Consider the following 25448-nt stretch of genomic DNA (forward strand, 5'->3'; position numbering starts at 1 on the left):
GCGGCCTCAGCAGTCAGTGATAGCGCTGCTGCCCGCGACACCACGCGACAGTGCGATGCGGCCACCTTGCTCAGTCCGGCTCTGAGAGAAATTCAGCGCGAGATTCGGTTGCGCAACTGCGGTGCGCAGATGCTCGGCCAGGAACTTGGCCTCTGCCGGGCTGAGGCTGAATTTCTGATTGGAGATGGTCAGGACGATGGCGTCTTTCATGGCTGCGCTCGCAGGTGGTTGTCGGGGATGTGGGTGGCAATCCAGGCGTCTACGTCCGACTCCAGCCAGACGGTCACGCGCGGGGAAAGGGGTATCGATGCCGGGAACCGGCCACGCGTCATCAGCCAGTACAGGTGCGAGCGGGAAATGCCGGTGCGGCTGAGCACCTCGGGCTTGCGCAGGAAGCGTTCACCGCGTGCGGCATCGGGCCGGGAATGGTCGGCAGGCTGACCAGGTGGGGTCGCCTGAGGGGCTGGGGAACCAAGCATGTGAGAGGTCGCGGGGCTGACGTTTTGTCAACCGCCGCCCTGTGTTGTGGGCTTGGTTAGAAGGCTAGAGACAGCTGCCGCTCAACTCACGCAGCTCGATGTGTAGGGAAGATTTTTACAATTTTTTGTAAAATTACACATGACCAACTTCCCTTGACAGCGCAACCTGGCGAGGATCTATCCAACTGGCGGGAGCCGACAAGCGAGCGCAGTCAGGCGCCCGACTGGTTGCGCAGGACAAACGGCAGCACCTCGCAACCTGCTGCTCCAGGCCAACGGCGCAAAATGTGCGGCGAGCGAATCATCGATTACCGGCGGGTTGGGTCTGGTCATCGGCCGTCATGGCGACAACTCGGCGGCCTTCTTAGCCACCCGCTGGCCGGAAAGAGGCTGCGGCAGAGCCATTCAATCGGCGCGCGCCATCGATCCGCATACGTCCAATGTGGATCGATAGGGCGCCACTGTAACCAGCGTAACCAGCTGTAACCAGTGAATGCGGCGCTCCGACAATGGACGCAACCGGCTGATATATAAGACGTTTCGCGGCGGTGTAACCAGTGTTACCACTGTAACCAGCAAAAGCAGTAAGTCAGAAATGAAAGATGGAAGAACGGGAGATCAGCGGGAGGCTCTCAGGCCGTCCAGATAGTCCGCCCACGCCTGCATCATTTTTGCCCGCTCAACCAGGTGAGCCGTACGGTTGTATGCCCGTCCGTTGGGGTCACGCACAGCGTGTGCAAGCTGATGCTCGATGTAGTCCGGACGGAAGCCCAGCACCTCATCCAGCACAGTGCGTGCCATCGCGCGGAAGCCATGCCCGGTCATAGTGTCGGAGTCGTAGCCGAGGCGACGTAGCGCTGCGTTGATCGTGTTCTCGCTCATGGGGCGCCCCTTGCCACGCACACTGGGGAACACGAACTCTTTCCGTCCAGTCAGCGGGTGCACAGACCTAAGAATCGCCACAGACTGCGAAGCCAACGGAACAACGTGCGATTGGCCGGTCTTGCTTGCCGTGAACCGCCATTCGCCATTGTCCAGGTCGATGTCCGACCATCGTGCACGGCGAAGCTCACCAGGGCGAACAAATACCAGCGGCGCTAGGCACAGGGCCGCCATGACAATCGGTGATCCTTGATAGCCGTGTATTGAGCGCAGCAGTTCTGCGATCTGCTTGGGCTCAGTCATGCTGGCGAAGTGACGACCTTCGGGCGAAGTGAGCGCTCCTTTCAGATCCTCTGCCACGTTCCTGTCTGCACGTCCTGTCGCTATCGCGTATCGAAGAACCTGGCTGACCAGCATCCGCGCCCGATGTGCAGTTTCGACAGCGCCCCGCCCTTCGATCTTGCGCAGCGTCTCCAACAGTTCACGCGCTGTGATCGCTGCAATGGGTCGTTGCCCGATGTACGGCGTCAGATCTTTTTCGATCAAGCGTGTCTCTCGTTTCACCGACCCGGCAGACAGCTTCTTGGCTCTCATCGCCAGGTGTTCGCGCGCCAGCGCCTCAAATGTGTTGGTGACCAGTTCCAAGCTGGCCACTTTCTGCGCCTTGCGCTGCTCGCCCGGATCAACACCTTCGGCCAACAGCTTTCGCGCAGCAGCATGGCGCTCGCGCACAGACGCCAGGCTCACCTCTGGATAGGTGCCAAGCGACAGCGTGTTGCGCTTGCCGGTCACAGGACGCCGATAGTCCCAGCGCCACCATCTGGCGCCATCAGGTTTCAGCAGCAGGTACAGGCCTCCACCGTCTCGCAGCTTCTGCACGGCAGCGGTGGGCTTGGTCCTGCGAATGGCGGTATCGGTCAATGACATGGTGGCGGCAACTGATTTGGCGGTAACAGGTGTAGAGCGGGTGGAGGTTACCGCCAAAGATACCGCCAGAGAAGTCTGGATTCTGCTGGATGACATAGGACGCAATCAGACGCAAAAAAGGCCGAAACCCCTGTTTTTTCAGGATATTTCAGCCTTCATAGGACGACATAGGATCATCAATTGGTGGGCCCACCAGGATTCGAACCTGGAACCAAGGGATTATGAGTCCCCTGCTCTAACCGTTGAGCTATAGGCCCTGCGCAGCGTCACAGTGTAGTGGAGCACGGCCGGAGTCGGCTACTCAGTCGGCAGCAGCAAGCGCCTCGCCAACACGCTGCAACCGTCGCTCCGCCATCCCCGCCAACCGCTCCATCTCCTGCAGGTGCGCCTGGAACAGCGCCACCGCCTTCATTGCGCCCTCCAGCCCCCTCCGGTTGCCACCGGCAAACCCCGCAACCAACTGTTCTCCCGATTGCGTCAGCAGCGCCAGCGTGGCCCGTCGGGCGAAGCCCAGCCGATCCTCCAGTTCGTTCTGCATGACGTCCTGCCACGTCATCAACGGCGGGAAACCCAGGGCAGCGACAAAAGGCACATCATGTTCAACAGCTTTCATGGCCAAGCTCCAATGCTCAACAGGGGTGATGCCGCAGATACACGCGTTGCACGTGTCCCCGCAGCGCGTCCGCCTCGGTGCCGGTGATCCGGCCCGCCCACGAGGTGTGTTGAGCACCTGCGACGCCAGCGTGCGTCTGTCATCTCCGCACGTCAAAGGGCGGATGCGTCATCGCCAACCGCGGCCAAGCATGGCCACGACTCCTCACCGGCTCCCCCAAAGAAAAACCCCGCCGAAGCGGGGTTTCTCTCAACACGTCAGCACTACCTGGAGATCAATCGATATCCAGGAAGCTGCGCAGCTGCTCCGAACGGCTCGGATGACGCAGCTTGCGCAGGGCCTTCGCTTCGATCTGGCGGATGCGCTCGCGGGTCACGTCGAACTGCTTGCCGACTTCCTCGAGGGTGTGGTCGGTGTTCATGTCGATGCCGAAGCGCATGCGCAGCACCTTGGCTTCCCTCGGGGTGAGGCCGGCCAGCACGTCGCGCACGGTTTCAGACAGGTTGATGTTGGTGGTGTTCTCGATCGGGGACTCCACGTTGGTGTCCTCGATGAAGTCGCCCAGATGGGAATCCTCGTCGTCGCCGATCGGGGTTTCCATCGAGATCGGCTCCTTGGCGATCTTCATCACCTTGCGGATCTTGTCTTCCGGCATGTCCATTTCCTTGGCCAGCTCCTCCGGCGTAGCCTCGCGGCCGTACTGCTGGAGCATCTGGCGGGAAATGCGGTTCAACTTGTTGATCGTTTCGATCATGTGCACCGGAATACGGATGGTGCGCGCCTGGTCGGCGATCGAACGGGTGATGGCCTGGCGGATCCACCAGGTCGCATACGTGGAGAACTTGTAGCCGCGGCGGTACTCGAACTTGTCCACGGCCTTCATCAGGCCGATGTTGCCTTCCTGGATCAGGTCGAGGAACTGCAGGCCGCGGTTGGTGTACTTCTTGGCGATGGAGATCACCAGGCGCAGGTTGGCCTCGACCATTTCCTTCTTGGCCTTGCGCGCCTTGGCTTCGCCATAGGCCATGGCACGGCTGAGTTCCTTCAGCTCGTCCAGGTCCAGCAGGGTGACCTTCTCGATGTCGATGGTGGCCTGCTGCTCGGACACGATCTGGTCCTTCACTTCACGCAGCGCCGAAGACCACTTCTGCTTGCGCTTCAGTGCGTCTTCCACCCACTCCAGGTTGGTCTGGTTGCCTTCCCAAGAGCGGATGAAGTCCTTGCGCGGCATGCGGGCAGTGACGGTGGCCAGGTTCAGCACGCGGCGCTCGTGGGCCTTGATGCTGCCCATGGTGTCGCGCAGCTGCTTGGTCAGCACGTCGGTCAGCGGCAGCGGCAGCTTCAGGGTGACGAACACCGCCGACATCTCCTCGCGGAGCTTCAGCAGGTTCTTCTTGTCGCCCTTGGCGGCAGCCTTCTTGAAGGCGTTGAGGGCATCGCCCAGCGCCTGCATGCGCGCAGCCACTTCCTCCGGATCCGGACCGGTCGGTGCGGCTTCTTCATCGCCGCCGTCGACGTCGTCTTCTTCCTCGTCGGCGTCGGCATCGGCGTCGTCCGCGTCATCGGCCACCACAGCGGCCGGGGCCGGCACGTCGTCGGTCAGGTCGTTGAAGCCGACGATCACTTCGGCAAGGCGCTTGCGGCCTTCCTTGTGCGCTTCGTAATCGGTCAGCAGCGATTCGACCGACACCGGGAACTGGCCGAGTGCGGCCTGGACCTGGGACAGGCCTTCTTCGATGCGCTTGGCAATGGCGATTTCGCCTTCGCGGGTCAGCAGCTCGACGGTACCCATTTCGCGCATGTACATGCGCACCGGGTCGGTGGTACGGCCACCTTCGGTGTCGAGCGCGCTCAGCGCGGCGGCAGCTTCTTCGGCTGCGGTGTCGTCGACCTCACGGTTGCCCGTGTTGCCGTCGTTGAGAAGCAGGGTTTCCACATCCGGAGCAACTTCATGGACATCAATGCCCATGCCGTTGATCATGCCGATGATGTCTTCGATCTGTTCCGGGTCGACCATGTCGTCGGGCAGATGGTCATTGACTTCGGCATAGGTCAGGTAGCCCTGTTCCAGGCCCTTGCTGATCAGTTGCTTGATTTCGGATTGGGCAGGACGTTCGTTGGCCATGTAGTGCTCGCGCCACCGGCTAGGGGGAAATAGGGAACGTAGCATTATACCAGCCCGGGGCCCGGCCTGCCGGGCGGTGGTCCCGGCGGCCTAGGGCCTGAGGAGGAAGGTCACGGGACCGTCGTTGACCAGGCTGACGACCATATGGGCACCGAAGCGGCCCGTTTCCACCCCCGGCGCGTGATTTTCACGACAGATGTCGACAAATCGATTGAACCCGCGTTCAGCCTCCTGCGGCGGTGCCGCGCTGGTGAAGCTCGGCCGCATGCCGGAACGGGTGTCCGCGGCCAGGGTGAACTGGCTGACCAGCAGCAGGCCGCCGCCGGTATCACGCAGCGAGCGGTTCATTTTTCCGGCCTCATCTGCAAACACACGGTAGCCGAGCAGGCGTTCGGCCATCCGCTGCAACTGGGCCTCGGTATCGCCCGGCTCCATGCCGACCAGGGCCAGCAGGCCGGGGCCGATCTGCCCCACCGCCTCACCTTCCACATGCACGGCAGCCTGGCTGACACGTTGAATCAGGACGAGCATCGGCGGGCTTCCGGGCAAGGGGCCGGCCACGATAGCAGCGCCCTTGGCTAAACTGGGGCCGATGAATCCACACCGCAAAGCCCGGCTGGTCTACCGCGCCACCACCCTGTTCGCCCGCCTGCCCTGGCCATTGCTGCGCGGGTTCGCGCGCGCCCTGGCCTGGACGTGGGTGCGCCTCGATGCCCGCGAGAGCCGCGTCACCCGCCGCAACCTGGAGCTGGCCTACCCCGAGCTGGACGCACCGGCACGCGACCGCCTGCAGCGCGAACTGCTGCGCTCCACCGCCCTGCAGGCCATCGAGACCCTGCGCCTGTGGAGCCGGAAGCCCGCCGACAACCTGCGCCTGCACCTGAAGGAGCGCCACGGCCAGGCGCTGTACGACGCGGCCCTGGCCAGCGGCAGGGGCGTGATCGTGGCGGCCCCGCACTACGGCAACTGGGAGCTGCTGAACCAGTGGCTGGCCTCGCGCGGCCAGATCGCCATCGTCTACAAGCCGCCGGAGGACGAGGCCAGCGATGCCTTCCTGCAGATCGTGCGCGGCGGCGACAACGTGCAGCAGGTGCGCGCCGAAGGCCCGGCCGTGCGCCAGCTGTTCAAGGTGCTCAAGGACGGCGGTGCCACCGGCATCCTGCCCGACCAGCAGCCCAAGGCCGGCGACGGGGTGTTCGTGCCGTTCTTCGGCGTGCAGGCACTGACCATGACCCTGGTCAACCGCCTGGCCGAGCGCACCGGCGCGACCGTGCTGTATGGCTGGTGCGAGCGCATCGGCCCGGACATGGAATTTGCCCTGCACATCGCGCCGACCGACCCGGCCGTGGCCGATCCGGACCCGCACGTGGCAGCCACCGCACTCAACGCGGGCATCGAGCGCATCGCCCGCCGCGACCCGGCGCAGTACCAGTGGACCTACAAGCGCTATACGCTGCGGCCACCGGGCAGCGGCGAGGAAGACCCGTACGCGACCGACGAACATCCGCACTGAGAGCCGCTGCACCGGCCTGCGACACACCGCCGCAGCACGTTGAATACGACGCTGGCGCCCCCATAGAGACACCGATGTCCGCCTCCCCCGGTCCTGCCATGTCTGCTTCCTCCCTGTTCGGTGATCCGGCAGCGATCCGCTGCGAGCGCGCGGTCGCCGAACTGCGCGCCGGTCGCCCGGTCCTGCTCCACGATGGCCAGGGCCAGCGCCTGGCGGTGATCGCGCTGGACAGCGCCACTGCCAGCAGCTTCGCCGCCTTCGCCAGTGCCGCGCGCGAGCGCCATTACCTGTACCTGACCGCCACCCGCGCCCGCGTGCTCGGCGTGGAGGCCCCCGAGGGCGCGCGCCTGCCGCTGGCCGGCGTTGCCTTCGATGCCCTGCCCTCGCTGGGCTACCTGCGCGAACCCGGACCGATGCCCGCGGCTTGGAGCGCAGGCGATGCGTTCGATGCCGGCGCTGTCGAACTGGCCCGGCTGGGCCTGCTGTTGCCGGCGATGGTGGCCGTGCGCCTGGATGCAGACGACGCCACGTTCGATGGCGCGGCCGAGGTTGGCCTGTGCGATCTGGCCGAAGGCGCCGCGCACGCCGCACATGATTACGAACTGGTGGCGCGTTCTCCGGTGCCGCTGCGCGACGTCGGCATGACCACGTTCGCGGTGTTCCGCGGTGGCGTCGCCCAGCGCGACCAGGTAGCGATCATCGTCGGCGAACCGGACCTGTCCGCAGTGGTGCCGGTGCGCGTGCATTCGTCCTGCCTCACCGGCGACCTGTTCGGTTCGCTCAAGTGCGATTGCGGCGACCAGCTGCGGCGCGGCCTGCGCAAACTGAAGGAACTGGGCGGCGGCGTGCTGCTGTACCTGGACCAGGAAGGCCGCGGTACCGGCATCGCCGCGAAGATGCGCGCCTACGGCTACCAGCACGACGGCCTGGATACCATCGACGCCGATGCGCAGCTGGGCTTCGGCGCCGACGAGCGCCGCTACGGCAGCGCGGTGGCGATGCTGCGCGGGCTGGGTGTATCCCGTGTTGCCCTGCTCAGCAACAACCCGACCAAGGCACAGCGCCTGCGCAATGCCGGCATCGAAGTGCTGGACTGCATTCCGGTCACCGGCGAGATCACCGCCGAGAACGAGCACTACCTGCGCACCAAGGCCGACCGCGCCGGCCATCTGCTGGATGTCGATGCGCTGATCCAGGCCGCCCAGTAACGCGGGCGACCTGCTAACGTCTGCGCGGTGCGGCCATCACCGCGCCTGCCCGCCCTGCTGCCCGACGGACGCCCGCGTGACCGAACTGCCCTTGCCTGTTGCTGCTGCCGAAATGCCCCTCGACCACTGGCAACCCCTGCCGCGGCGCGCCGCCCGGTTGGCGGCGCTGGAGGGCGCCTTCGGCGGACTGTTCATCCCCGGCGCACCGCTGGCGGCCCTCTGGTGGTTCTTCGATCTTCCCGGTGGCCTGTGGGCAGCGATGCTGGGCCTGCTGGTCGGCCTCGCCTTCGGCGCCTGGATCGGCCATCGGCGCCTGACCCGCACCCGCTGGCGGCTGGACGCACAGGGCCTGGGCCTGCGCCGCGACCTGATGTGGCAGCTGGAGACCCGCATTCCCATTTCGCGCGTGCAGCACCTGGACCTGCGTCGCGGGCCCCTGGAGCGGCGTGCAGGCCTGGCCACGCTGATCGTGCACACCGCCGGCACCCGCCTGAGTGCGGTCACCGTCAGCGGCCTGGACGAAGCCGATGCCGAGCGCCTGCGTGACACCCTGGCCCATCAGCTCGACCAGGACGCCGACGCCCTGTGAGCCTGCCCCCGCCCCTGCCGCCCTCGCTGCCCAGCGGTGGCGACGAGCATCGCCTGCATCCGTGGTCGTGGCTGTTCGTGCTGCTGATGCAGCTACGCCACTATTTCCTGCCGCTGGTCGCGTTGCTGGTGTTCGGCCAACGCGGCGACCGCGATCCGATGTGGGCACAGTTGATCCCGTTGACCGCCATCGCCGCCCTGGTGCTGGTGTCGGTGCTGCAGTACCTCAGCTACCGCTATCGCATCGGCAACGATGCGATCACCGTGCGCAGCGGCCTGCTGGCGCGCAACCGGCGCGAGATTCCCTTCGCCCGCATCCACAACGTGGAAGTGCGGCAGAACCCGTTGCACCGGTTGTTCGGGGTTGCCGAACTGCGCCTGGAATCGGCCGGCGGGGTGCGTCCGGAAGCGGAGATGCGCGTGCTGCGGCTGGACCAGGCGTTGGCCCTGGAACAACTGGTGCGCCAGCGTGGACAGGCGCCCCAGCCGACGCCGGGCGACGCGCCGGCTGCCGATGTCGTGCCATCCGACGACGAGCAGGTATTGCTGCGCCTGTCGAGCTGGGACGTGCTGCGCATGGGCTTGCTATCCAACCGTGGCTGGGCGCTGGCGATCGCCGCCTTCGGCGTCCTGTTCCAGACCGTACCGCGCCCGGTGATGGACGACGCCATCCAGCGTGGTGGGCGCGAGGCCTTCGGCTACGCCAGCCACCTGCATGCCGGGGTGACCGGCGGGCTGGTGCTGTTGGCGGCCGCGTTGCTGCTGGGCTGGCTGCTGCTGCGGGTGTTGTCGGTGGTGTTGACGCTGCTGCGCTACCACGGCTTCACCCTCAGCGAGCGCGAGCGGCGCCTGACCGTCTCCACCGGCCTGCTCAGCCGCACCCGCAGCAGCGTCGCGCGCCGCCGCATCCAGGCATGGACGCTGGGCGAGAGCACCCTGCAACGCTGGTTCGGGCTGCGCCAGCTGCGTATTGACAGCGCCGCCGGTGGTCCCTCGCGCGACGACGACCGCGCGCTGCGCGAACTGGCACCGCTGGCTGGTGCAAGCGCCTGCGATGGGCTGGTGCGCCACCTGCTGCCGCAGCTGCAATGGCCGCCGCAGCAGTGGCAACCGATTCCGCAACGCGGATGGTGGCGATTGTCGCTGTCCACCTTGCTGGTGGTGCCGTTGCTGACCGCCGCGCTGTACTGGCGCTGGGGCCTGCCGGCCCTGGCACTGCTGGCCTGGCTGCCGGTCAGCCTGTTGATCGCGCACCGGCAGATGGCACGGATGGGCTGGCACCTGGATGGCCAGTTCGTGGCGGTGCGCGGCGGCTGGTGGAAGCGCTGGTGGCGCTGGGCCGAGCTGGACAAGGTGCAGGGCCTGCGCCTGCAGCGCTCGCCGCTGGACAAGCTGCTGGGTACGGCCAGCCTGCAGCTGGACACCGCCGGTGCGCATGGCGATGTGGCACTGGCACTGCGCTACCTGCCGCAGGCGCGTGCACATGCCTTGATGGAAGAACTGGCCACGGCGCTGGCACGGCGCAAGCTGCGCTGGTAGCGCGGCCGATCGTTGAACCGCCATCCACGCGTGGCGTGGATCTACTGCACCACCCACGCATGGCGTGGATCAACGGTAGTGCCGGCCGCTGGCCGGCAAACGCACGCATTCCGGTGGTTGCCGGCCAGCGGCCGGCACTACCCACATCACCGCTGCGACGGACCCCAGTAGCCCAGGTCCTTGCGGATCTGCAGGTCGCGCACCCAGCTGCCAAACGGCTTGCGACGCAGCACGCCCATTTCGCCGGACAGGAAATCCTCGGTGGCGGCGATCACCCGCTCGCTGGACAGGCCATCGCGATAGGGGTGAATGGCATCGGCGTAACGCACGATCTCCGCCTGCAACGCCGCGTCGGGATGCAGCGCGCGCGCCAGCATTGCCGGCAACTGCTGCGGATCGTCGAAATCGATCATGTGCGGCTTCGGCACGCGGTTGCGGAAGGTCACCACCGGCTTGTGCTGGACGATGAACTCCGAAACGATCGATGAGGTGTCCGACACCAGCACGTCGGCCGCGCGCTGGGCGGCCATCACCTGCTCCGGTTCGATGAAACGCGCATTGGCGCCGGCCAGCGCGCGGTAGCGTTCGAACAGTTCCGGCGGGCACTTCGGGTGCAGGGTCAGCAGCCAGTAGTGCTGCCCGGCGGCGATGTCGGCCGCGATCTGCGCATGCAGGTGCGGGGCGGCACTCAAGCGCTCGGTGAAGGTAGATCCGAACAGGATCACCTGGCGGCCGCCGGCTGCACTGCGCAGCGCGGCACTGTCGCCACCGTCGTCGCGGAACAGCGGGTCCAGCTTCGGCCAGCCGGTTTCCGCCACGGCGAAATGGCCCTGCACTGCCGCGATCCCGCGGAACGGCGCGGTGGTGGCAGGGCCCTGCGTGCAGTACAGGTCGAACATGCCGCGCACCCGGAAGTGGCCACGCGCACTGTCGCGCTTTTCCACGTTGAAGCCATGGAACAGCTGCACCTTGGCCCCCGACAGGAAGGTCGGCACCCAGTTGGCCGCGCTGAACACCGCCCGCGGCCGCATCGCCAGGGCCTGCTTCAGGCCGATGTTGGGCACGCCGGGCAACTGGCTACCGGCCGCACCATCTTCGAACCAGGCCGCCACTTCCTGGCCGGAAGCGTGCAAGGCCTGCACCAACGGGGCGAGAATAGGCAGCGCATAGCGCTCCGTCGCAAACAACAGGTACCCGGCCATCATGTCCTCCACGACCGCTCCCATCGAACGGCCTCGCATCTCGGCCTGCATTATCGCGTTCAACGAGGCCGGGCGCATCGGCGACTGCTTGGCCTCGCTGGCCTTCTGCGATGAGATCGTGGTGGTGGACTCGCAGTCCACCGATGCCACGGTGGCCATCGCCGAGGCGGCCGGCGCCCGCGTGCTGCAGCGTCCGTTCGATGGCTTCCGCAGCCAGAAGGCGTTCTGCGTCGAGCAGGCCACCCACCACTGGGTGCTGTGCCTGGACGCCGACGAGCGCATCAGCCCGGAACTGCGCACGGCCATCGAGCAGGCCCGCGACGGCGGCTTTGCAGGTCATGCGGGTTACCGCTTCGCCCGCCTGTCGGAGTACTTCGGCAGGTTCCTGCGCCACGGCAATGCCTATCCGGATCGGGTGCTGCGCCTGTTCGACCGCCGCCACGGCGGTTGGCGCGGCAAGCGCGAGATCCATGAGGCAGCCAGTGTCGATGGCACGGTCGGCACCCTGCGCGGGGACCTCATCCACTTCCCCTACCGCTCGCTGCAGCAGCAGCTGGCCAAGACCGAGAAGTACGCACGGATGATGGCCGAACACGAGTTCGCGCGCGGCAAGCGGGCCACCCTCGGCAAGCTGGTGCTGGCCCCGGCCTGGCGGTTCTGGCGCGGCTTCCTGTTCCGTGGCGGCTTCCGCGACGGCTGGCATGGCCTGGTGTATGCCTACGTGCGCGCCAACTACGTACGTCAGAAGACCATCATGCTGTGGATGCTGGGCAATGGTCAGGCTGTGTCCGATCCGCCCAACCCCTGAGTGCGGAGCCGAGCGTGGCTGAACGCTACCGGGCGTTCTTTGCCCGGTGCCGGGCACCTTCCACGATCGACAGGCCGGTCAGCAGGCCGACGATGGTGACGTAGAAGCTTGCGGTCATCTGATGCGCGAACATCGACTGGGTCAGGCCGCACAGGATGTAGGACACCACCACCATCACACCGGCGGCGGCAGGGCCACGGAAGGTAGCGTGTCCACTGCGCCGGTGCAGGCGCAGGAACACCCAGAGTGGCACCCCGTATACCGCCAGCAGCAGCAACATGCCCGGCAGGCCCTGGGTGGCCGACCATTCGGCCAGATCGTTGTGCGCATGGCGCAGGTGGCAGCGGATTTCCTGCGGATTCTCGCGGCAGGCCGGCACACGCTTCATGGCCCTGTCGAAGTGGCCGATGCCCACCCCGGTCAGTGGATGGTCGAGGAAGGTCTCCCACGCCACCTGCAGGCGCTCGACGCGCGCCCCGGCCGAAGAGTCGCTGTCACCCTGCTCCATGCGCTGCACATCGCTGTGCAGTTCGGACAACCGCACCTGGTGGCGCAGTTCGGGCACCGACAGCAGCAGGGTCGCGCCGATGGCCAGCATGCCGGCAAGCACTGAAAGACGCGCCGCGCCGGTGCGCCAGCGCAGGCTCAGTGCCAGCACCACCAGCAGCGCCAGCAGGGCCGCGAACACGCCCCGGCTTCCGGTCAGGATGATGGTTCCGCAGCCGGCGGCCATTCCGACGATCACCAACGACCAGCGCCGCGACGGCCGGCAGAACACCAGCAGCACCATCAGCATCATCACGATGTCGGCGAGCACGATCGCGTTGGTGAACAGTTCGGCGCGTGCCGCACCCTGGAACACCTGCAGCGCCGAAAGCACGAAGGTGCCCACCAGTCCGGCCAACGCACCGCGCCACAGCCAGCGCATGTCCGGGCGCAGCGCACACACCCACAGTGCGATCCACGGGATGACCAGGAAGCGGGATCGATTGTCGACATCGCGCAAGCCCTGTTCGAACAGCGCGACCGACACGATGGCCATCACCAGCACCGCCAGCATCAGCCAGCTGAGGACCTTGATCGGCTGCTTGTCCATACGCCGGGCCTGCCACAGCAGGCCGGGCACCATCGCCGTGCTGACCAGCAGCAGCAGCGCGTAGGGCAACAGGTTGATCGGGATCGTCAGCACCAGTGCCGGCATGCAGAACAGGCCGATCTGCGCCAGCCAGTGCGCCGCGCGCGGGCGCCTGCCTGCGGGGACGCCCAGCGGATCGCCGATCGTGGATTCCAGGTTGTGCTGTGAAGCTGCCACGTCGAAAAAGTTCGCTGCAATCCGGCGGAATGAACGGGATCACCGGCACGGCCAATCCCACGCTGACGTTTTACTGCCTTTGCTGTCGCTTGGGCAGTCTGGACAAGCACGGGCCAGGATGGTTATTCCTCACGTTGCAGCCGTCGTTCACGTTCGCGTTCCTCCGCGCTGGCCACGCAGCGGCCCTGCACGGCAGCAGCCGGTACCAGCCACCAGCGGCGGCGGTTGGCGATCCCGGCCAACTCGGCGTGGTTGCGGTCGATGCAGGGCAACAGCGCGTCTTCGTGGACCAGCAACCAGCGCCGCCGGGGCGCCAACTGCTGCCATTCCACGGCCGCAGCCAGCTGCGCATCCCAAGGCTCGTTGAAACCGAAGGTGGCTGCCGGGCGGTCGGCCATCAGCAGATTCTGCTCTTTCCAGGCCACCAGTCCCAGCTCCGCATCGGCGCCGATACGCTGGCCGGTGTGCCGCATCAGGCCGCGGGCGGAACTTGAATCATTCAGCAGCGGATAGCCGATCAGGCTGTACAGCACCCACACCGCAGTGAGAGTCGAAACCAGCGCCAGTTGACGGCGGCCGCGCCCGAACAGCAGCAGGCTGGCCATACCCCAGCCGCCCATCGCCATCGCCGCCCAGGCCAGGGCGTTCATTTCGCCATTGCCGATGCCCCGCGTCTGCATCAGCCGCACTTCGAAGCCGGGTTTGCCCAGCAGGGCAGACAACCCGGCGGCCAACGTGCCCAGCGACAGCAGCAGGGTGAACGCCCCCAGCAGCCATTGCGCGTCACGCCGGCGCAGCAGCCCCGGCAGCAACGGCGCCAGCGCCAGGCAGAACATCGGCAGCGCCGGCAGGATGTAGACGTCGCGCTTGCCATTGGGGATCGAGAAGAACAACACGATCAGCGCCCACCAGCCCAGCAGCAACAGATAGCGTGCGTCCCGGCGCTGCAGCCGGCGCCGCCAGGCGGGGATCGCCCACGGCACCGCCAGGAAGGCCGGAATCCACATCGACGGCATGGTGCCCAGGAAGTACCACCAAGGCTGGTGGTGGTCCCACGATTGCGCATAGCGCTTGGCGGTCTGCCGGAACAGGATGTCGTCCATGTAGGCCAGGTATTCGCCGGAACGGGTGGCCAGCGCGGTCATCACCATGGGCACCAGCCACAGCGCGATGGCCAGCACGAATGCCAGCGGTGCCAGCCAGAAGCGCAGGTCGCGCGCATGCAGCCGCACCCGTGGCCAGTGCAGGGCCGAGCCGATCACCGCTGGCACGATCATCAGCAGCGCGATCACGCCCACGCCCTTGGTGATCACCCCGATGCCGGCAAAGAACCAGCCCAGCCACCACCAGCGCCAGGCAGGCCCCAGCAACAGGTGGCGAAGCAGGCCATAGTTGGCCAGGGTGATGAACAACACCACCAGCGGGTCGATCTGCGCCTTCTTCGACTGGAAGGTGAACTGCAGGGCGAACAGCAGCGCCCAGCCAGCGTACAGGCCGACCTGGCGTGTCCACAGGCGCCGCCCGAGGTCGACCACGCACCACAGCGTGCCCAGTGCAGCGATCAGCGAAGGCAGCAGGAACGCCACGCGCCAGTTGCCGATCACGCTGTACAGCGTGGCCTGCCACCACATCAGCATCGGCGGCTTGTCCGAGTACAGCTCCAGCCCACGGTGCGGGAACAGCCAGTCGCCGCTGTCCACCATCTGCTTGGCGACCAGGGCGAAGCGCGGTTCGTCCGAGGGCCAGGGATCGCGTAGTCCCAGCCCGGCACCCAACACCAACAGGGCCATCACAACGAACAGCCACGTCTGGCGTGACGCACGGGTTTTCAGCATGGGGGCTCGGACAGCGGTTGGGTCAGCCCTTTTTTAGCAGACGCGCGTAGAAAAATCCGTCAGCATCGTTTTCACCGGGCAGGCGCTGGCGAGCAATACCGTCACAATCCAGACCAAATGCGTCATCCAGCGCGACCGCTTCCGCATCCGCGTGCCATTTCAGGAAGCCCTTTACCTGATCGACGTTTTCCGCGCGCAGGATCGAGCAGGTGGCATACAGCAGCACACCGCCGGGGCGCAGCATCGACCAGCAGGCTTCCAGCAACCGGGCCTGGATGCCGACCAGCGCATCGATGTCTTCCGCACGGCGATGGAACATCACGTCCGGTTGCCGGCGGATGACGCCGGTGGCCGAGCACGGTGCGTCCAGCAGGATCGCGTCGAACGGAACGCCGTCCCACCATGCCCCCGGATCGCTGGCATCGGCCACCAGGACCTGGGCGCCTTCGCCCACACCGGTGCGGGCGAACGTATCCCTGGCGCGCGCCAGACGACGGGCATCGATATCCAGCGCCAGCAATTGCAGGCTGGGGTCACGCTCGAGCAGGTGCGCCGACTTGCCGCCCGGGGCGGCACAGGCGTCGAGCACGCGGCTGCCTGCCGGCGGCGCCAGCGCGTCGGCTGCACACTGCGCCGACAGATCCTGCACCGACAGCAGGCCTTCGCCGAAACCGGGCAGCTGGTTCACCGGAACCGGCACGGCCAGTCGCAGCGCATCAGCGCTCAGCGCGCTGGCTTCGGCGGCAATGCCCGCCTCGGCCAGGGCCGCCATCATCTTGTCGCGCCCGCCCTGCTGGCGGTTGGCACGCAGCCACAGCGGCGCTGGCTGCAGGCTGGCGGCGAAGATCGCCTCGGCCTGTGCTGGCCAGTCGTGCTCGACGGCCTCGGCCAGCCACGCCGGAAATGCGTCGCGCGCCGGTTGTTCGGGGAAGCCTTCGCGCTGGGCCCGTCGCAGGATCGCATTGACCAGGCCAGCCTGGCGTTCGCGGCCAAGTGCGCGTGCAGCATCGACCGTCGCCGACAGCGCCGCATGGGCAGGCAGTTCCAGCACATCCAGCTGGGCGAAGCCCACCATCAGCAACGTGCGCAGGTCGGCATCGCGTGCGGACAGCGGCTTCTGCATCCATCCCTGCAGGGCGGCGTCATAGGTGCTGCGACGACGCAGCACCGCAAAGCACAACGCTTCAAGCAGCGCGCGGTCGCGGGTGTCGGACAGCTTCGGCAGCGCCCAGGCCAGTTCCGCCTTGAGCGAACGACCGCGGGTGAACACCTGCGCCAGCACGCGCGCAGCCAGCATCCGGGTGGCCGCGCCCGGCGCCGCCTTGGCGATGGAAAAATCGTTTGCCTTGCTCACCCGTCAAACCCCCACGCGCAGATCACGGCGCGCATTGAGGTAGTCGGCAGCGGTAATTGCCTTGCCGCCTTCGCGCTGCAGCACGCGCAGGCGCAACGCGCCCTGCCCGCAGGCGATGTCGATGCCCTCGCGGCCCGCGGCCAGCACCGTGCCCGGCGCCTGGCCATGCGTCACATCCAGCGCCACCGCGCCGTGGATGCGCACGCGCTCACCGGCCAGCAGTGCCTCGGCAATCGGCCACGGATTAAATGCACGCACCGTGCGCGCCAACGCTTCTGCGTCCTGCGCCCAGTCAAGTTTTGCCTCGGCCTTGTCCAGCTTGTGCGCGTATGTCACGCCCTGCTCCGGCTGCGGCCGTGCGATCGGCTTGATGCCGGCGCGCAGCAGGCCCAGCCCATCGGACAGCACCTGCGCGCCGAGCTCGGCCAGCTTGTCGTGCAGCTGGCCACCGGTATCGGTAGCGGCGATCGGCAGCTCCTGGTGCAGCAGCACCGGGCCCGTATCCAGGCCGGCTTCCATCTGCATCAGGCAGATGCCGGTCTTGCTGTCACCGGCCTGGATGGCGCGCTGGATCGGTGCGGCGCCACGCCAGCGCGGCAGCAGCGAACCATGCACGTTCCAGCAACCGTGGGTCGGAATGGTCAGCACCGCCTTGGGCAGGATCAGGCCATAGGCCACCACCACCATCAGGTCCGGCTGCAGGTCACGCAGCTGCTGCTGGGCCGCTTCGTCCTTCAGCGTTTCCGGCTGGTACACGGGGATGCCACGGGCGACCGCTTCCAGCTTGACCGGCGAAGGTGCCAGCCCACGGCCGCGACCGGCTGGGCGATCGGGTTGGGTATAGACAGCCACCACCTCGTGATGACGCGCGGCCGCGCGCAGCGACGACACCGCGAATTCCGGCGTACCGGCAAAGACAATCCTCATGGCAACCCCACTTGCAGGATGAAATCGTGCAGGAAAAAAAACGGCGCCGTCGGCCGGCGCCATGCAGCCCGCGCGTCACGCGCAGGCGCGGGCGCGGGCCACCCCGAAGGGCGGCCCGGAGCAGCGATCACGCCACGTGCTTGCGCTGCTTGGCCAGCTTCTTGCGGACCATCTCGCGCTTCAGCGGCGACAGGTAATCGATGAACAGCTTGCCGTCCAGATGGTCCATCTCGTGCTGCACGCAGACCGCCAGCAGGCCGTCGGTGGTCAACTCCTGCGGCTGCCCCTGGCGATCCAGGAACTTGACGGTGATGGTGTCGGCACGGGTCACGTCGGCGAAGATGCCGGGCACCGACAGGCAGCCTTCCTGGTACACCTGGCCCCCGTCCTTGGCGACGATTTCCGGGTTGATGAAGACGCGCGGCTCGTTCTTTTCTTCGCTCACGTCGATGACCATGAAGCGCTGGTGCACGTCCACCTGGCTGGCAGCCAGGCCGATGCCCGGGGCGTCGTACATGGTCTCGAACATGTTGTCGAGCAGCTCCTGGAACGCCGGCGTGGTCACTTCGGCGGCATCGATCAACGCAGCCTTGGTACGCAGGCGCGGATCGGGGAACTCAAGGATGGGGAGTAAAGCCATGGCAGTTTCCGGGGTTGGGGCCGGGGTACGCCGGCATACGTCGCAGATTCTAGCTCCAACGCTTGCCTTGCGCCCCGGTTTCTGGACTATAGTGCGCGAACCTGTTGGGGAATCAGGGCTTCACACCTATGTTGCTTCGTTTTCGTACGGTCGTCGCCGCGGCGATGCTGACCGTGGCTGCCTATGCTACCGCCGTGGAAGTGAATGGCGGGCACCCGGACACCTATGTGGTCCGCAAAGGGGACACCCTGTGGGACATCGCAGGACGATTCCTGCAGAAACCATGGCTGTGGCCGGAGATATGGCAGGCCAATCCGCAGGTCGCCAATCCACACCTGATCTATCCCGGTGACGTCCTCAGCCTGGCCTACCTGGACCGCGTGACGGCCCAGCCCGGCCCGCGCCAGGAAGCCCCGGTAACCGGCGTGCCGCTGGCCCAGGTCGAGCCGTTCCTGAAGCAGCTCAGCGTGGTCGACAGCATCGAACAGCTGCCCTATGTGGTCGGCCTGGAAGACAACCGCCTGCGCGCCACCGGTGGGCAGACCGCCTATGTGCGCCTGGCCGACGCCCAGGTCGGGCAGCGCTGGGCCGTGGTCCGCCCGACCGTGCGCTACGCCCAACCCAAGCCCACCGAGGACCTGACCGCCAACGGCGACGTCACCCCGGGCAGCGGCAATCTCTGGAAGGCCTTCAGCGCGCCCAACCACCGCCGCGGCGTGCTGGGTTATGAGCTGGCACAGGTCGGCACCGGCACCATCACCCAGGTGGCCGGCGGCAAGACCGAAGCGTCGACCCTGGCGCTGGACAACGCCAGCGGCGGCCGTGAAGTACGTGCAGGCGACCGTCTGGTGCCGGTCGAGGCCACGCCGTACGACCTGCAGTTCTTCCCGCATGTGCCCGCCGCCGGCGTGGAAGGCGTGGATGTACGCGTGCTGGCAGTCACCGACATGTTCAGCACCGGCGGTCCGCGCGATGTGATCGCGATTTCCGCTGGCCGCGCCCAGGGCGTGGACAACGGCACCGTGTTCTCGCTGTGGCGCCACGGCAGCCACGTGGCGCACCGGATGAAGTTCCCGGGGTCCTCGCGCATGGACGACTCGGTCAGCACGGGCGCCGGCCGGGTCAGCCTGCCGGATGAGTACGCCGCGCATGCCATGGTCTTCCGCACCTTCGACAACGTCAGCTATGCGTTGGTGATGCAGGGCGTGAAGCCGGTGCGTGTGGGCTACAGCGCGCTGCATCCGGACGCGAAATGATCCGGCGCCGGGCCCCGCCCGGCCTCGGCAGGGAGTGCCGGCCGCATCGGCCGGCAACCTCCGGGATACCCTGACAGCAATACGCGAAGGCGCCCTAGGGCGCCTTTGTTGCGTGAGGCCGATAGTCGGGGGATGACTGAGCATGGACATGAGGCGCTGCTGCGCCTGTTGATCGCGGCTGGTTCCCTGGCACCCAGGCGCGCGCTGCTGCAGACCACCGGCAATGCGGATGCAGCGTTGGCGCTCGGTGTTGCAGGCTGGCGGGCCCACGGCTGCACGGCGGAACAATGCGCTGCGCTGGAGCGTCCCGACACCCGCGCCCTCGCGCTTGCGCAGCGCTGGCTGCAGCAGCCTGATCATCATCTGCTGGCCTGCAACGATCCAGCCTTCCCGCCCCTCCTGCTTGATGCACCCAATCCGCCCCTGGCGCTGTTCGTTGCCGGCGATCCGGCCATCGCCTGGCGTCCTGCGGTGGCCCTGGTCGGCAGCCGTTCACCCACCCCCGCCGGCCGTGCCCTGGCCGCCCGGTTTGCCACCTGCTTCGTCGAGGCCGGGCTGGCGGTGACCAGTGGATTGGCGGCAGGCATCGATGCAGCCGCCCACCAGGCGGCACTGGACGCGGGCGGCTGCACCCTCGCGGTGATAGGCACTGGCCCGGACCGCGCCTATCCCACCAGCCATGCCCGCCTGCAGGCAAGAATCGCCACCGACGGCGCGGTGCTCAGCGAGTACCTGCCAGGTACGCCCGCACGGCCGGGTCACTTCCCCGCGCGCAACCGGCTGGTGGCCGGGTTGGCCCTGGCCACGGTGGTGGTCGAGGCCGCACAACGCTCGGGCGCCCTGATCACCGCCCGGCTGGCAGCCGAAGCCGGCCGCGAGGTCTGCGCGATACCCGGTTCGGTGCTCAATCCGCGTGCCGCTGGCTGCCACCGGCTCATCCGTGAAGGGGTTGCCCTGGTCGAACGGCCCGAAGAAGTGCTGGAACTGCTGGCCCCGGCACTGCGTCACCAGCTTCCGGGCTTGCAAACCCGGCTTGCCACCCCCACTGAACAGGCAGCGCCGGCGGACCTGCCGGCATGCTGGGCGAACGACGCTGACTACCAGCGCTTGTGGCGGGTGCTGGAGCACGACCCAATCAGTATGGATTCACTGATCACGCAGTGTGGATTGACGGCGTCGGAGGTGTCCTCCATGCTGCTGGCCATGGAACTTGCGGGGATCGTGGTGTGCGTACACGGCCGCTACTGTCGACGTCCCTAGTTTCTTCACCTCCACAGCGTCGCGCGACGCAGGCCGAGGGGCAATGAAAGAGAGCATCCTGGATGTACTGTTGTACCTGTTTGAACACTATTTCAGCGAAGATGCGGACCTGATCCGTGACCGCGACTCACTGCAGAATGGCCTGATCCAGGCCGGTTTCAGCCCCACTGAGATCAACAAGGCATTCGAATGGCTCGATGCCCTGGCAGCGCAGCGCCCAAGCGCGGCCCAGGCCCGGGTCGATGGCCCGGTGCGCATCTATCACGGCCCGGAGCTGGACAAGCTTGACGTGGAGTGCCGTGGTTTCCTGCTGTACCTGGAACAGCACGGCATCCTCGATGCCGGCCAGCGCGAGCTGGTGCTGGACCGGGCGATGGCCCTGGACCAGGACGAACTGGACCTGGACGACCTGAAATGGGTCGTGCTGATGGTGCTGTTCAACCAGCCCGGCGCCGAGGCGGCCTACGCCTGGATGGAAACGCAGATGTTCGTGGACGAGCCAGAACCCCTGCACTGACCGTACACTTGGGGACCGTGCGCATTCAGGAGCGTCCCCGTGAGTGAGTGGTTCCATGCCGAAGGCAACCGCCAGCAAGGCCCGTTGCCCTCGGAACAGTTGATCGAGCTGTTCCGCAGCAACCAGATCACCCTGGACACCCTCGTATGGCGCGACGGCTTGCCGCAATGGCAGCCGTTGCGCAACGTGGTCGACGAACTGGGCCTGATCGTGCCCGCCGTTGATGCAGCCGCCACGGCACCACCGCCGCCGCCTGCCGCCCCTCTGCCGCCCACCCTTCCCCCCGCCTCTCCGTACGCGACCACGCCGATGGACGCTGCCCCGGTCGCGAAGAAGGGCCTGTCCGGCTGCGCGTTGACCGCCATCATCGGCGGCGTCGCACTGCTGGTGGTGGTGCCGATCCTGGCCATCCTGGCCGCGATCGCCCTGCCGGCCTACAACGACTACACCATCAAGGCCAAGGTCGCCGGCGCGGTCACCGTGCTGCAGCCGCTGAAGGACAAGGTCCAGCACTTCGCCGATGACCAGGGCCGCTGCCCGGGCGCCAACGACGCCGGCTTCCCGGCGGCGGACGAATTCGCAGGCCAGGGCCTGTCGGCCGTGCATATCGGCCGCTTCAACAATGGCCACTGCGGCATCGAAGCGACGCTGGCGGTTCCCGGCAAGAGCCAGGATGGCGACCTGCTCTGGCTCGAATACGACCGCGACAGCGGGCGCTGGGAATGCAGCGGCGAAAGCGACGACAAGTATCTGCCCACGCAATGCCGCGGCTGAGCCGCGCACCGGGCAACCCACCAAGGACGACCCAACAGGGGACATGCAATGACTGAGTGGTACTACGCCGAAGGACAGCAACGCCAGGGACCGCTGGAGGTCACCGAGATCCGCCAGCGCTTCCAGCGTGGCCAGTTGAACCTGGACACCCTGGTCTGGCGCGAAGGCATGGGGCAGTGGGCGCCGCTGCGGCAGATGGTGGAAGAGCTGGGCCTGCAGACCCTGGCCGATGCCAGCACGTCCACCGCCACCGGTGGCTTCGACCTGCGCAACGACTACGCCGCGATCGACAACGGCACCGCGCCCCTGCCGGGCACCGGCGCCCTCAGCAGCTCGCCGTACACCGCACCCGGTGCAGGTGGCAGTGACTACTCGCAGCCGGTGCAGGGCGGCGAGGTGGTCTATGCCGGCTTCTGGAAGCGCTTTGCCGCCTACCTGATCGACTACTTCGTCCTGCTGATTCCCAGCGGCGTGGTCGGTGGCGTGCTGGGCTTCGTGCTCGGCGCGGGCATGGGCGCTGCCGGCAGCGGCGAAACAGCGGTTGAAGTGGTCACCCAGCTGATCAGTGGCCTGGCCGGCCTGTTCATCGCCGCCGCTTACTACGGCTGGTTCCATGCCTCCCGCGGCGGTGCCACCCTCGGCAAGATGGCCATCGGCATCAAGGTCGTGCGCGGCAATGGCGATCGCCTGACCCTGGGCCGCAGCATCGGCCGCTATTTCGCCACCATCCTCAGTGGCCTGACACTGTGCATCGGCTACCTGATGGCCGCCTTCACCGAGCGCAAGCAGGGCCTGCATGACCTGATCTGCGACACCGTGGTGGTCGACCGCTGGGCCTATACCGACCAGCCGCAGCTGCAGCGCCGCGAGATGGGCACGGTGACCATCGTGATCCTGGTGCTGGGCGGCCTGCTGATGCTGGCCGGTTTCGCCGCGATCATCTTCGCCGTCGGCGTCATCGCCAACATGGCGTCGTGATCGCGGATCGAGGGCCAATGCGCCGTCGCGGACGGCCATCCTCACGCCCCCCTGCTTGACAATGGCAGGCCGGGCGTGATTCCTCTAATAAGGTGAAACCTGAACGCCCGGCACAGTCCCGGGCGTTCAGTTTATTGATTTGCCCGTGGCCGCTTCACTAATGCGGCCGTTTGCTCCACCCTAGCGGCCCTTCCCCGCGGCTTACCCACAGACCCTGCTGCCATGCCCAAGCACCTGCTCATCGTTGAATCGCCGGCCAAAGCCAAGACGATCAACAAATACCTCGGCAAGGACTACACGGTCCTGGCCTCGTATGGGCACGTGCGTGACCTGATCCCGAAGGAAGGCGCGGTTGACCCGGACAACGGGTTCGCCATGCATTACGACGTGATCGAGAAGAACGAAAAGCATGTCGATGCGATCGCCAAGGCCGCAAAGGGCGCCGACGACATCCTGCTGGCGACCGATCCGGATCGCGAGGGTGAAGCGATCAGCTGGCATATCGCCGAGATCCTGAAGGAGCGTGGGCTGGTCAAGGACAAGCCGATGCAGCGCGTGGTGTTCACCGAGATCACCCCGCGCGCGATCAAGGAAGCGATCAGCCAGCCGCGCGAGATCGCCAGCGACCTGGTCGATGCCCAGCAGGCGCGCCGCGCGCTGGACTACCTGGTCGGTTTCAACCTGTCGCCGGTGTTGTGGCGCAAGGTCCAGCGCGGCCTGTCCGCAGGCCGCGTGCAGAGCCCGGCGCTGCGCATGATCGTCGAGCGCGAGGAAGAGATCGAAGCCTTCATCGCCCGCGAGTACTGGTCGATCGCCGCCGAGTGCGCGCACCCCTCGCAGCATTTCAACGCCAAGCTGGTCAAGCTGGACGGGCAGAAGTTCGAGCAGTTCACCGTCACCGACGGCGACACCGCCGAGGCCGCCCGCCTGCGCATCCAGCAGGCCGCACAGGGCGCCCTGCATGTCACCGACGTGGCCAGCAAGGAGCGCAAGCGCCGCCCCGCGCCGCCGTTCACCACCTCCACGCTGCAGCAGGAAGCCTCGCGCAAGCTCGGTTTCACCACGCGCAAGACCATGCAGGTCGCGCAGAAGCTGTACGAAGGCGTGGACATCGGCGGCGACGAAGGCACGGTCGGCCTGATCTCGTACATGCGTACCGACTCGGTGAACCTGTCACAGGACGCGCTGGCCGAAATCCGCGACGTGATTGCCCGTGATTACGGCATCGCCTCGCTGCCCGACCAGCCCAACACCTACCAGACCAAGTCCAAGAACGCCCAGGAAGCGCACGAAGCGGTGCGCCCGACCTCGGCACTGCGCACCCCGTCCCAGGTCGCGCGGTTCCTGACCGACGACGAGCGCAAGCTGTACGAGCTGATCTGGAAGCGTGCAGTGGCCTGCCAGATGATCCCGGCAACGCTCAACACCGTCAGCGTGGACCTGTCGGCCGGCAGCGAACATGTGTTCCGCGCCAGCGGCACCACGGTGGTCGTACCCGGCTTCCTGGCCGTGTACGAGGAAGGCAAGGACAGCAAGAGCGCCGAGGATGACGATGAAGGCCGCAAGCTGCCGGCGATGAAGCCGGGCGACCGCGTGCCGCTGGAGCGCATCGTGGCCGACCAGCACTTCACCCAGCCGCCGCCGCGCTTCACCGAAGCGGCGCTGGTGAAGGCGCTGGAAGAGTACGGCATCGGTCGTCCTTCGACCTACGCCTCGATCATCCAGACCCTGCTGTTCCGCAAGTACGTGGAAATGGAAGGCCGCAGCTTCCGCCCGTCCGACGTCGGCCGTGCGGTGTCCAAGTTCCTGTCCAGCCACTTCACCCAGTACGTCGACTACGACTTCACCGCCAAGCTGGAGGACGAGCTCGATGCCGTCTCGCGTGGCGAGGAAGAGTGGATTCCGCTGATGTCGCGCTTCTGGGGACCGTTCAAGGAACTGGTCGAAGACAAGAAGGAATCGGTCGACCGTGCCGAGGCCAGTGGTGCGCGCGAACTGGGTACCGACCCGAAGACCGGCAAGCCGGTCAGCGTGCGCCTGGGCCGGTTCGGGCCGTACGCGGCCATCGGCAGCACCGCCGAGGATGCCGAGGACAAGCCCAAGTTCGCTTCGCTGCGGCCGGGCCAGTCGATGCACACCATTTCCCTGGAAGACGCGCTGGAGCTGTTCCTGATGCCGCGCGCGCTGGGTGAGGACAAGGGCGAGGACGTCAGCGTCGGCATCGGCCGCTTCGGCCCGTTCGCCAAGCGCGGCAGCACCTACGCCTCGCTGAAGAAGGAAGACGACCCGTACACCATCGACCTGGCCCGCGCCGTGTTCCTGATCGAAGAGAAGGAAGAAATCGCGCGCAACCGGATCATCAAGGAGTTCGAGGGCAGCGACATCCAGGTGCTGAACGGTCGTTTCGGCCCGTACATCAGCGACGGCAAGATGAACGGCAAGATCCCCAAGGATCGTGAACCGGCATCGCTGACCCTGGCCGAGGTGCAGCAGTTGATGGAAGAAACCGGCAAGCCGGTGCGCAAGGGCTTTGGCGCCAAGAAGGCCGCCGCCAAGAAGGCACCGGCAAAGAAGGCGGCAGTGAAGAAGGAAGCCGCGCCGAAGAAGGCTGCTGCCAAGAAGGCGCCGGCCAAGAAGGCGGCTGCGAAGAAGGCCGTGGCCAAGAAGGCACCGGCAAAGAAGGCCGTCAAGAAGGCGGCCAAGTAGATCCA

Annotated in this window: 23 protein-coding genes and 1 tRNA gene; 11 read left to right on the forward strand and 13 right to left on the reverse strand. The window is 66.7% G+C overall.

Features of this window, described 5'->3' with window-relative positions:
- Positions 1 to 6: 6 nt before the first annotated feature.
- The 7 genes from LC407_RS20075 to dtd form a co-directional block, all read right to left on the reverse strand.
- Entirely contained in the window at positions 7 to 210 is a 204-nt protein-coding gene (locus LC407_RS20075; protein ID WP_223483480.1) for a hypothetical protein, read from the reverse strand.
- The gene (locus tag LC407_RS20080) at positions 207 to 479 is read right to left on the reverse strand and encodes an AlpA family transcriptional regulator (protein WP_223483481.1); all 273 of its coding nucleotides are present in this window, start codon (positions 477 to 479) and stop codon (positions 207 to 209) included. Before LC407_RS20080 ends, LC407_RS20075 begins: the two co-directional genes overlap by 4 nt.
- Positions 480 to 1097: 618 nt before the next feature.
- Positions 1098 to 2288: an integrase arm-type DNA-binding domain-containing protein gene (locus LC407_RS20085; RefSeq protein ID WP_223483482.1), complete on the reverse strand. Its 1191-nt coding sequence runs from the start codon at positions 2286 to 2288 to the stop codon at positions 1098 to 1100.
- 181 nt (positions 2289 to 2469) lie between these two features.
- Positions 2470 to 2545, reverse strand: a tRNA-Ile gene (locus tag LC407_RS20090).
- A gap of 44 nt (positions 2546 to 2589) precedes the next feature.
- Complete coding sequence (locus LC407_RS20095; protein ID WP_223483483.1) at positions 2590 to 2901, reverse strand: hypothetical protein; 312 nt, start codon at positions 2899 to 2901, stop codon at positions 2590 to 2592.
- A gap of 274 nt (positions 2902 to 3175) precedes the next feature.
- Positions 3176 to 5026: an RNA polymerase sigma factor RpoD gene (gene rpoD / locus LC407_RS20100; protein ID WP_032976684.1), complete on the reverse strand. Its 1851-nt coding sequence runs from the start codon at positions 5024 to 5026 to the stop codon at positions 3176 to 3178.
- Between the two features lie 90 nt (positions 5027 to 5116).
- Positions 5117 to 5557 (reverse strand): D-aminoacyl-tRNA deacylase, encoded by a 441-nt coding sequence (gene dtd, locus LC407_RS20105; protein WP_032976683.1) that lies wholly within the window; start codon positions 5555 to 5557, stop codon positions 5117 to 5119.
- A 61-nt stretch (positions 5558 to 5618) separates the two neighbouring features.
- On the opposite strand from dtd, the gene LC407_RS20110 reads away from it, so the two are divergent.
- The 4 genes from LC407_RS20110 to LC407_RS20125 all read left to right on the forward strand — a co-directional run bounded on the left by LC407_RS20110 (position 5619) and on the right by LC407_RS20125 (position 9874).
- Positions 5619 to 6539 (forward strand): lauroyl acyltransferase, encoded by a 921-nt coding sequence (locus tag LC407_RS20110; RefSeq protein WP_223483484.1) that lies wholly within the window; start codon positions 5619 to 5621, stop codon positions 6537 to 6539.
- A gap of 74 nt (positions 6540 to 6613) precedes the next feature.
- Positions 6614 to 7747, forward strand: a complete 1134-nt coding sequence (ribA, locus tag LC407_RS20115; protein ID WP_032976682.1) for a GTP cyclohydrolase II RibA — start codon at positions 6614 to 6616, stop codon at positions 7745 to 7747.
- Positions 7748 to 7859: 112 nt separating this feature from the next.
- Complete coding sequence (locus LC407_RS20120; protein ID WP_088101515.1) at positions 7860 to 8336, forward strand: PH domain-containing protein; 477 nt, start codon at positions 7860 to 7862, stop codon at positions 8334 to 8336.
- Positions 8333 to 9874: a PH domain-containing protein gene (locus tag LC407_RS20125; RefSeq protein ID WP_154881121.1), complete on the forward strand. Its 1542-nt coding sequence runs from the start codon at positions 8333 to 8335 to the stop codon at positions 9872 to 9874. The genes LC407_RS20120 and LC407_RS20125 overlap by 4 nt, the downstream gene beginning before the upstream one ends.
- A gap of 146 nt (positions 9875 to 10020) precedes the next feature.
- On the opposite strand, the gene LC407_RS20130 is transcribed toward LC407_RS20125, so the two are convergent.
- Complete coding sequence (locus tag LC407_RS20130) at positions 10021 to 11079, reverse strand: CDP-glycerol glycerophosphotransferase family protein (RefSeq protein ID WP_223483504.1); 1059 nt, start codon at positions 11077 to 11079, stop codon at positions 10021 to 10023.
- Here LC407_RS20130 and LC407_RS20135 point away from each other — a divergent pair.
- The gene (locus LC407_RS20135) at positions 11078 to 11884 is read left to right on the forward strand and encodes a glycosyltransferase family 2 protein (protein ID WP_032976680.1); all 807 of its coding nucleotides are present in this window, start codon (positions 11078 to 11080) and stop codon (positions 11882 to 11884) included. The two genes, LC407_RS20130 and LC407_RS20135, sit on opposite strands and share 2 nt — an antisense overlap.
- Positions 11885 to 11909: 25 nt before the next feature.
- On the opposite strand, the gene LC407_RS20140 is transcribed toward LC407_RS20135, so the two are convergent.
- The 5 genes from LC407_RS20140 to def all read right to left on the reverse strand — a co-directional run bounded on the left by LC407_RS20140 (position 11910) and on the right by def (position 17952).
- Positions 11910 to 13196, reverse strand: a complete 1287-nt coding sequence (locus tag LC407_RS20140) for an O-antigen ligase (RefSeq protein WP_223483485.1) — start codon at positions 13194 to 13196, stop codon at positions 11910 to 11912.
- Positions 13197 to 13318: 122 nt separating this feature from the next.
- On the reverse strand, positions 13319 to 15031 hold the full coding sequence (locus LC407_RS20145) for a glycosyltransferase family 39 protein (protein ID WP_223483486.1): 1713 nt from the start codon (positions 15029 to 15031) through the stop codon (positions 13319 to 13321).
- A gap of 22 nt (positions 15032 to 15053) precedes the next feature.
- The gene (gene rsmB, locus LC407_RS20150; protein ID WP_223483487.1) at positions 15054 to 16385 is read right to left on the reverse strand and encodes a 16S rRNA (cytosine(967)-C(5))-methyltransferase RsmB; all 1332 of its coding nucleotides are present in this window, start codon (positions 16383 to 16385) and stop codon (positions 15054 to 15056) included.
- A gap of 3 nt (positions 16386 to 16388) precedes the next feature.
- Entirely contained in the window at positions 16389 to 17312 is a 924-nt protein-coding gene (fmt, locus tag LC407_RS20155; protein WP_025879058.1) for a methionyl-tRNA formyltransferase, read from the reverse strand.
- Positions 17313 to 17439: 127 nt separating this feature from the next.
- Positions 17440 to 17952 carry a peptide deformylase gene (def, locus tag LC407_RS20160; protein WP_025879059.1) on the reverse strand — a complete coding sequence of 171 codons (513 nt, stop codon included), beginning with the start codon at positions 17950 to 17952 and terminating at the stop codon, positions 17440 to 17442.
- 128 nt (positions 17953 to 18080) lie between these two features.
- Here def and LC407_RS20165 point away from each other — a divergent pair, with 128 nt between their 5' ends.
- From LC407_RS20165 to LC407_RS20195, 6 genes are all read left to right on the forward strand, one after another.
- The gene (locus LC407_RS20165) at positions 18081 to 19208 is read left to right on the forward strand and encodes a LysM peptidoglycan-binding domain-containing protein (protein WP_140227722.1); all 1128 of its coding nucleotides are present in this window, start codon (positions 18081 to 18083) and stop codon (positions 19206 to 19208) included.
- A gap of 132 nt (positions 19209 to 19340) precedes the next feature.
- Positions 19341 to 20468 carry a DNA-processing protein DprA gene (dprA, locus tag LC407_RS20170; RefSeq protein WP_223483488.1) on the forward strand — a complete coding sequence of 376 codons (1128 nt, stop codon included), beginning with the start codon at positions 19341 to 19343 and terminating at the stop codon, positions 20466 to 20468.
- Between the two features lie 43 nt (positions 20469 to 20511).
- Positions 20512 to 20985 carry a DUF494 family protein gene (locus tag LC407_RS20175; RefSeq protein WP_025879062.1) on the forward strand — a complete coding sequence of 158 codons (474 nt, stop codon included), beginning with the start codon at positions 20512 to 20514 and terminating at the stop codon, positions 20983 to 20985.
- Between the two features lie 39 nt (positions 20986 to 21024).
- Positions 21025 to 21759, forward strand: a complete 735-nt coding sequence (locus LC407_RS20920; protein ID WP_032976674.1) for a GYF domain-containing protein — start codon at positions 21025 to 21027, stop codon at positions 21757 to 21759.
- Between the two features lie 48 nt (positions 21760 to 21807).
- Positions 21808 to 22737, forward strand: a complete 930-nt coding sequence (locus LC407_RS20190) for an RDD family protein (protein WP_059065258.1) — start codon at positions 21808 to 21810, stop codon at positions 22735 to 22737.
- Positions 22738 to 22959: 222 nt separating this feature from the next.
- On the forward strand, positions 22960 to 25443 hold the full coding sequence (locus tag LC407_RS20195; protein ID WP_099785546.1) for a DNA topoisomerase I: 2484 nt from the start codon (positions 22960 to 22962) through the stop codon (positions 25441 to 25443).
- The last annotated feature ends 5 nt before the right edge of the window (positions 25444 to 25448 follow it).

This window comes from Stenotrophomonas sp. OVS01A (assembly GCF_019969775.1).
Lineage (GTDB): Bacteria > Pseudomonadota > Gammaproteobacteria > Xanthomonadales > Xanthomonadaceae > Stenotrophomonas > Stenotrophomonas indicatrix.